This is a genomic window from Mesorhizobium sp. M7A.F.Ca.US.005.03.1.1, assembly GCF_003997975.1.
GTDB lineage: Bacteria > Pseudomonadota > Alphaproteobacteria > Rhizobiales > Rhizobiaceae > Mesorhizobium > Mesorhizobium ciceri.
In genome coordinates this window covers 48,989-55,015 of the sequence record NZ_RZRO01000037.1, presented here as the reverse complement: position 1 = coordinate 55,015, position 6,027 = coordinate 48,989, and the positions used below count along the sequence as shown (strand labels likewise).

Below are 6,027 nucleotides of genomic sequence, written 5' to 3'. Positions count from 1 at the left end.
CAAGGTTCGCGGGCCAGCGCCCCCCTCTGGCCTGCCGGACATCTCCCCCTCAAGGAGGGAGATTAGCAGTTTCGGCGACGCGCTGTTCTTTCAAGAAAATTGGCGAAAGCCGATATGACATCCAATCTCCCCCTCAAGGGGGAGATTGCCGGCAGGCCAGAGGGGGGTGCAGCGCATTCCTCTCAATCAAAGTTGAATCGCAAAGCCCGTCCGTTCAGGAGCCCCCTTGTCCGCCCCCCTCATCGAAATGCGCGGCATCACCAAGAGCTTCGGCGCCGTCAAGGCGAACGAGGCCGTTGATCTCAGCGTCGCGCCCGGCGAAATCCTCGGGTTGCTGGGCGAGAACGGCGCCGGCAAGACGACGCTGATGAACGTGCTGTTCGGCGCCTATGCGCCCGACGCCGGCGAGATTCTCATCCAGGGCAGGCCGGTGCGGATCACAAGTTCCGCCGATGCGCTAGCCGCCGGCATCGGCATGGTGCACCAGCATTTTCATCTGGCGCCAAGGCTGACGGTGCTGGAGAACCTGCTGATAGGCATTCCCGGCAAGACAGGGCGGATCGACCGCGCCGGCGGGCTGGCGCGGCTGGCCGAGATCGGCCGCCAGCATGGGCTGACGCTTGATCCCGATCTTCCGGTCTCGGCGCTGTCGGTCGGCGAGCAGCAGCGGCTCGAAATCGTCAAGGCACTGTTTCGCGGCGCCAGGCTCTTGATCCTCGACGAGCCGACGGCGGTGCTGGCGCCGAGCGAGGTCGACGGGCTGTTTTCGGCGTTGCGGTCGATGGCGGCGCAAGGGCTCGGCATCATTTTCATCTCGCACAAGCTCAACGAGGTGCGGGCACTGACGCATCGCTGCACAGTGCTGCGGCATGGGCGCGTCGCCGGCCGCGTCGACGATCCCGCCAACACGACATCGTCCGCAATGGCGCAACTGATGTGCGGCCATGAGATCGTGCCGCCGGCGCGGGGACCATCGACGCCGGGTGCCGCTGTGCTCACCCTCAATGGCATTTCCACCTCGCGTCATTCGGGTACGGCGCTGCGCGACGTGTCGCTTGCCGTGCGTGCAGGCGAAATCCTCGGCATTGCCGGCGTGTCGGGCAATGGCCAGCGCGCGCTGGCGGAGGTCATCTCCGGCGTGCGCGTACCTGACGCCGGCCGGATGACGATCGCCGGCCAGAAAGTCTCACGCTTTTCGCCGCGCGAAGTGCAGGCGCTCGGTCTTGGCCGCATCCCGGAAGACCGTATGACGACGGGGCTGGTTACCAACCTGCCGCTCGCGGATTCGATGGTGTTGCCGCGCATCGGCACCGCCGCGTTCAGCAGCAAGGGTCTGCTCAAGCCGGATGCGATCCGCGCCTTCGCGGAAGAGCAGATCAAGGCCTATGATATCAGGTGCCCCGGGCCGATGACCCGCGCCGGCGCGCTGTCCGGCGGCAATCTGCAGAAGGCCCTTCTGGCGCGCGAACTCGCTTTCGACCCGAAGGTTCTGATCGTCTCGCAACCGACGCGCGGGCTCGATATCGGCGCGGCGCGTTTCATCCACGAAAAGTTCCTCGACATGCGGGCCAAGGGCTGCGGCATCATCGTCATCGGCGAGGATCTGGAAGAGCTGCTGGTGCTCTGCGATCGCATCGCGGTGATGTATGAGGGCCGCATTGTCGGCACGCTCGACAGCGCCGATGCAACGATCGCACAGCTCGGCCTGATGATGACCGGGGCGGAGGGGCACAGCTGATGTTTCGCCTGGAAGTCCGCACCTCTACGCCGGCCTGGTTCAACCTCGCTTTGCCGCTGCTGGCTATCGGCGCGACGCTTGTCCTGTGCAGCGGCCTGATCGCGCTGGCCGGCGCCGGCGTGCTCGATGCGTATGGCGTGATGTTCACGGCCTCGCTGGGCGACAGCTATGCGATCACCGAAACGATGGTGCGCGCCGCGCCGATGATCTTCACCGGACTGGCGGTGGCGGTCGCCTTCCGGGCAAAATTCTGGAACATCGGCGCCGAGGGTCAATTGCTGGCCGGCGCGGTGGCCAGCTGCTTTGTCGGCGCCATCCCGATGCCGGGACCGCTCGCCATGGTGTTGATGGCGGTCGCAGGCGCTGCGGCCGGGGCCGCGGTCGCGCTGGTGCCGGCGACCCTCAGGGTAAAATTCAAGGTCGACGATGTCGTCAGTTCGCTGCTGCTCAACTCGGTCATCTACTACGCGCTGATGGCGCTGATCGAAGGACCGTGGAAGGACTCCTTCAGCGGCTATCCGATCTCGCCGCCGATAGAGGATTCGGCCAATTTCCCTGTGCTGATCGAAGGTACAAGGCTGCATCTCGGCGTTATCGTGGCGCTGCTGGCGGCACCGCTGATCTGGTTCCTGATCGTGCGCACCACGCTCGGCTTCAGGATAAGGGTCACCGGCGAAAACCCGGAAGCGGCCAGATATGGCGGCATCCATGTCGAGCGCGTGCTGATCTCGACAGCGCTGCTGTCCGGCGCGCTGGCCGGACTGGCCGGCGTCGGCGAGGTCGGCGGCGTGCATTTCCAGGTGATGAGCGACATCTCGCCGGGCTACGGCTATTCCGGCATCGTCGTGGCCATGCTGGCGCGGCTCAACCCGCTCGGCGTCGTGCCGGCGGCGATCTTCCTTGCCGCCGTGATGACCGGCGCCGAGGCGATGTCGCGGGCGACCGGCGTGCCGGCCTTCCTCAGCGATGTCATCCAGGGCACTGCACTGCTCGCCATGCTGGTGGCGCTGCTGTTCACCGCCTATCGCATCCGCCGCGTCGGGGTTGCCCGATGAGCGCGGTGTTCGAACAGATCTTCCAGGTCGGTTTTCTGGCCGCGATCATTCGTATCGCCACGCCGCTGGCTTTTGCAACGCTGGGCGAAATGTTCTCGGAACGGGCCGGCGTGCTCAATCTCGGCATCGAAGGCATCATGCTTTTGTCGGCGATGACAGGCTTCACTGCTGCCAGCCTCAGCGGCAGCCTGTGGCTCGGCGTGCTGGCGGCGGTGCTGACCGGCATGCTGATGGGCGCGCTGCATGCGTTGTTCACGGTGGTGCTCGGCCTCAGCCAGCATGTCTGCGGCATCGGCGTGACGCTGTTCTCGTCGGGCCTTGCCTATTTCCTCTACCGGCTGATCTTCGGCCAGCAGTCTGTGCCGCCCAACATCAATGGTTTTCAGACGCTGCCGATCCCGATCCTGTCCGACATTCCGGTGCTCGGGCCGGCGGTGTTCAACCAGTTCGCGCTGGTCTACATGGCGATCCTGGCCATTCCGTTGGCCGCTTTCATACTCTACCGCACGCCATGGGGCCTGTCGGTGCGCATGGTCGGTGAAAATCCGCGTGCTGCCGATTCGGCCGGTGTCAGCGTCATCGCCACGCGCTTTCAGGCGGTTGTCCTCGGCGGCGCGCTGATGGGGCTGGCCGGCGCCTTCCTGTCGATGGCGCAGTTCAACGCCTTCACCTTCGGCGTCGTCTCCGGGCGCGGCTGGGTGGCGATCGCGCTGGTCGTCTTCGGTCGCTGGGATCCATGGCGCTCGGCGGGTGCGGCACTTCTGTTCGCCTTCGTCGATGCCTTGCAGCTGCGCATGCAGGCGAGCGGGCTCGGACACATCCCCTACGAGGCGTTCCTGATGCTGCCGTTCATCTTCACCATCGTCGCCATGGCTGTGATGTCGCGCAACGCGGTGGCACCGTCGGCGCTGCTCAAGCCATTTAGACGGGAAGAGCGCTGACAGCCGGGCGGCTGTCGGCGTAGCTGTTCACATCGCGGTAAAACCGTTGTCGACGAACAGATGCGTGCCGTTGACGAAGCTCGACTCGTCGCTGGCGAGGTAAAGCGCCGCCCTCGCCACCTCTTCCGGCTCGCCGATGCGGCCCTGCTGCGCGGCCAGCGCTGCGTCCGAGACATCGACGCCGAGCCTGCCGAGGTCGGCAACCTCGCGCAGGCCGTGCGGCGTGCGGATGAAGCCCGGGCAGACGGCGTTGCAGCGGATGTTGCGGTCGCGGAACTCGACGGCGATGGCGCGGGCGAACATGTGGCAGGCGCCCTTGGTGGTGTCGTAGAGCACTTCGTTGGGAGTAGCCGCCACCGCCGAGATCGACGAGGTGCAGACGATCGAGCCGCCGCCCGCCGCAATCATGCCGGGCAAAACGGCGCGCGTCATCAGGAACATCGAGCGCACATTGACGGCATGCAGCCAATCCCATTCCTGCACCGTGGTCTCCAGGAAGGGCTTTATCACGATGGTGCCGGCGTGGTTGAACAGCACGGTGATGGGCCCGAGTTTTTCGATAGCACCCTTCACGGCGGCTTCGACCTGTGCCTCGTCGGAGACGTCGGCGACAAAATGCTCGGCGACATGGCCGCGTGCCCTGATTGTCGCTGCGGTTGCGGCGGCCGCCTCGCCGTTGCGGTCGATGATCGCCACCTTGGCGCCTTCGGCGGCGAACAGCTCCGAGGCTGCTCCACCCATTCCCGTCGCGCCGCCCGAAATGATGGCGACCTTGCCGGCCAGTCTTGTGCCCATTTTTTTTGCCCCTATGTGACGATTTCGCTTTGCTGGTTGGGTGATGCTACCGCGCCGGCGCCGGGCGGCCAATCCACGAATTGAGTGCCGCGAGGGCAAGGTCATAGGTCCATTCGGACGCAGACCCGAAAACGGACGCGCCATACGGATCGGCCGCCCGAGTGCCCCTGTAAGCAAGTGGCTACCAACTTCCCATCACATAAGAGAAAATTATTCTAGATTTGACCGAAAAATAGCAATCGACAAAGTCTACAAGTTTTATAGATTAACCGACGAGACGGAGGTCGATATGTCCTATATCCAGAACGCCCAGACGGATCGCAGTGGTCAGCGGGCGGCCAATGCCCAGACCTTCCGCCCGGCCTATGCCGGGGCTTTCGCCTATCTCGTCTTTGCCCTTGCGTTCGTGTTCACCGGGGCCGTTGTTCTGGGTCTTATTCCCTGAGTCGTCAGATCGACCGGGGTTAGCTGCCCCACCACTTACAGGCAATTGGAGTTGAATGAACCGAATCCTCGGCGTGCTTTCGCGCGCCCGACACCACGGAGGACATGGCAATGCCGATCGAGTTCACGCATATTCCCGGCAAGACCGCCGATGCCGCGGTTCCTTTTTTCTACGACTTTGCCGAGACCGCGACCAAGCTCGGGCTGATTGAGGACGGCGGCTTCCGCAAGATCGTCGTCGACGATTCGGCCGGACTGCTGACCAACATGGATCTTGCGGCCCAGGTGCTCGATCGCACCTCGTCGCTGGAAGTCGTGCTCACCCATTGGGCGGGCGTGGTCGAACCGACTGTGGCGGCCCGCCAACTGGCGTCGATCGACAGGCAAAGCGGCGGACGCCTGGCGCTGAGAATGATCAGCGAGCCGCTGAGCGATGCCGACGCCGAAACACGGCCGGTCGGGCACACCGTCATCTGGCAGCGAATAGACGAATATCTGGTGCTGCTGAAGCGGCTGTGGTCGAACGACCGGCCCTTCGACCACGAAGGAACGTTCTACAGCATCAAGGGCGGCTACGTGCCGCGCAAGGGACCGCACGGCGCCGACCTGGTCATCCGCATGGGCGGGCAGTCCGGAACGGCGCTCAAGGTGGCCGGCCGACATGCCGATGTCTTTGAACTGGCGCCGGGCTCGATCGACGAGATCCGGCAATTGATGGAGCGGGTGCGCCGCTCCGCCGCCGAACATGGCCGGGCCGGCAAGCTGCGCTTCGCGCTTCCGGTCGGGATTCACCAGGGTGCTTCCGCCTCCGGTCACAAGGCGGTCGATGTTGCCGGGCCGCCAGCCCAGGCCGCCCTGTCGCTGCTTGCCTATGCAGCCCTCGGGATCGATGAATTCATGATTGTCGGTGTCGACACGCCACGCGAGATCGCAACGCTCGGCCGGGAAACGATCGCCCTGCTGCGCAATTCGCTGGCGCGTCGCGAACACGAGGCATTCCAGCCTGGGGCATATGCGTCTCGTGCAGGATTGGAGACGCGCGCAACGGGCTGAA

The 6,027-nt window shown here is 64.8% G+C and carries 6 protein-coding genes; 5 read left to right on the top strand and 1 reads right to left on the bottom strand.

Going from position 1 to position 6,027, the window contains the following annotated elements:
* Positions 1-226 precede the first annotated feature (226 nt).
* The 3 genes from EN990_RS17135 to EN990_RS17125 are packed head-to-tail and all read left to right on the top strand — an operon-like array spanning position 227 to position 3,734.
* Positions 227-1,738: an ABC transporter ATP-binding protein gene (locus tag EN990_RS17135; protein ID WP_013528956.1), complete on the top strand. Its 1,512-nt coding sequence runs from the start codon at positions 227-229 to the stop codon at positions 1,736-1,738.
* Positions 1,738-2,793, top strand: a complete 1,056-nt coding sequence (locus tag EN990_RS17130) for an ABC transporter permease (protein WP_063169488.1) — start codon at positions 1,738-1,740, stop codon at positions 2,791-2,793. The genes EN990_RS17135 and EN990_RS17130 overlap by 1 nt, the downstream gene beginning before the upstream one ends.
* Positions 2,790-3,734: an ABC transporter permease gene (locus EN990_RS17125; protein WP_013528958.1), complete on the top strand. Its 945-nt coding sequence runs from the start codon at positions 2,790-2,792 to the stop codon at positions 3,732-3,734. Before EN990_RS17130 ends, EN990_RS17125 begins: the two co-directional genes overlap by 4 nt.
* A gap of 27 nt (positions 3,735-3,761) precedes the next feature.
* Here EN990_RS17125 and EN990_RS17120 read toward each other — a convergent pair whose 3' ends face one another.
* Positions 3,762-4,529 carry an SDR family oxidoreductase gene (locus EN990_RS17120; protein ID WP_024504731.1) on the bottom strand — a complete coding sequence of 256 codons (768 nt, stop codon included), beginning with the start codon at positions 4,527-4,529 and terminating at the stop codon, positions 3,762-3,764.
* Positions 4,530-4,818: 289 nt separating this feature from the next.
* Between EN990_RS17120 and EN990_RS17115 the strand changes: the two genes are divergently transcribed.
* The gene (locus EN990_RS17115) at positions 4,819-4,974 is read left to right on the top strand and encodes a hypothetical protein (protein WP_013528960.1); all 156 of its coding nucleotides are present in this window, start codon (positions 4,819-4,821) and stop codon (positions 4,972-4,974) included.
* A gap of 110 nt (positions 4,975-5,084) precedes the next feature.
* Positions 5,085-6,026, top strand: coding sequence for an LLM class flavin-dependent oxidoreductase (locus tag EN990_RS17110; RefSeq protein ID WP_013528961.1), 942 nt, complete (start codon positions 5,085-5,087; stop codon positions 6,024-6,026).
* Position 6,027 lies beyond the last annotated feature (1 nt).

What these genes read in the sequence shown, in the direction of transcription:
- EN990_RS17130 (WP_063169488.1), top strand. Translation starts at nt 1,738, where the DNA reads ATGTTTCGCCTGGAAGTCCGCACCTCTACGCCGGCCTGGTTCAACCTC.
- EN990_RS17125 (WP_013528958.1), top strand. Translation starts at nt 2,790, where the DNA reads ATGAGCGCGGTGTTCGAACAGATCTTCCAGGTCGGTTTTCTGGCCGCG.
- EN990_RS17120 (WP_024504731.1), bottom strand. Translation starts at nt 4,529, where the DNA reads ATGGGCACAAGACTGGCCGGCAAGGTCGCCATCATTTCGGGCGGCGCG.
- EN990_RS17115 (WP_013528960.1), top strand. Translation starts at nt 4,819, where the DNA reads ATGTCCTATATCCAGAACGCCCAGACGGATCGCAGTGGTCAGCGGGCG.
- EN990_RS17110 (WP_013528961.1), top strand. Translation starts at nt 5,085, where the DNA reads ATGCCGATCGAGTTCACGCATATTCCCGGCAAGACCGCCGATGCCGCG.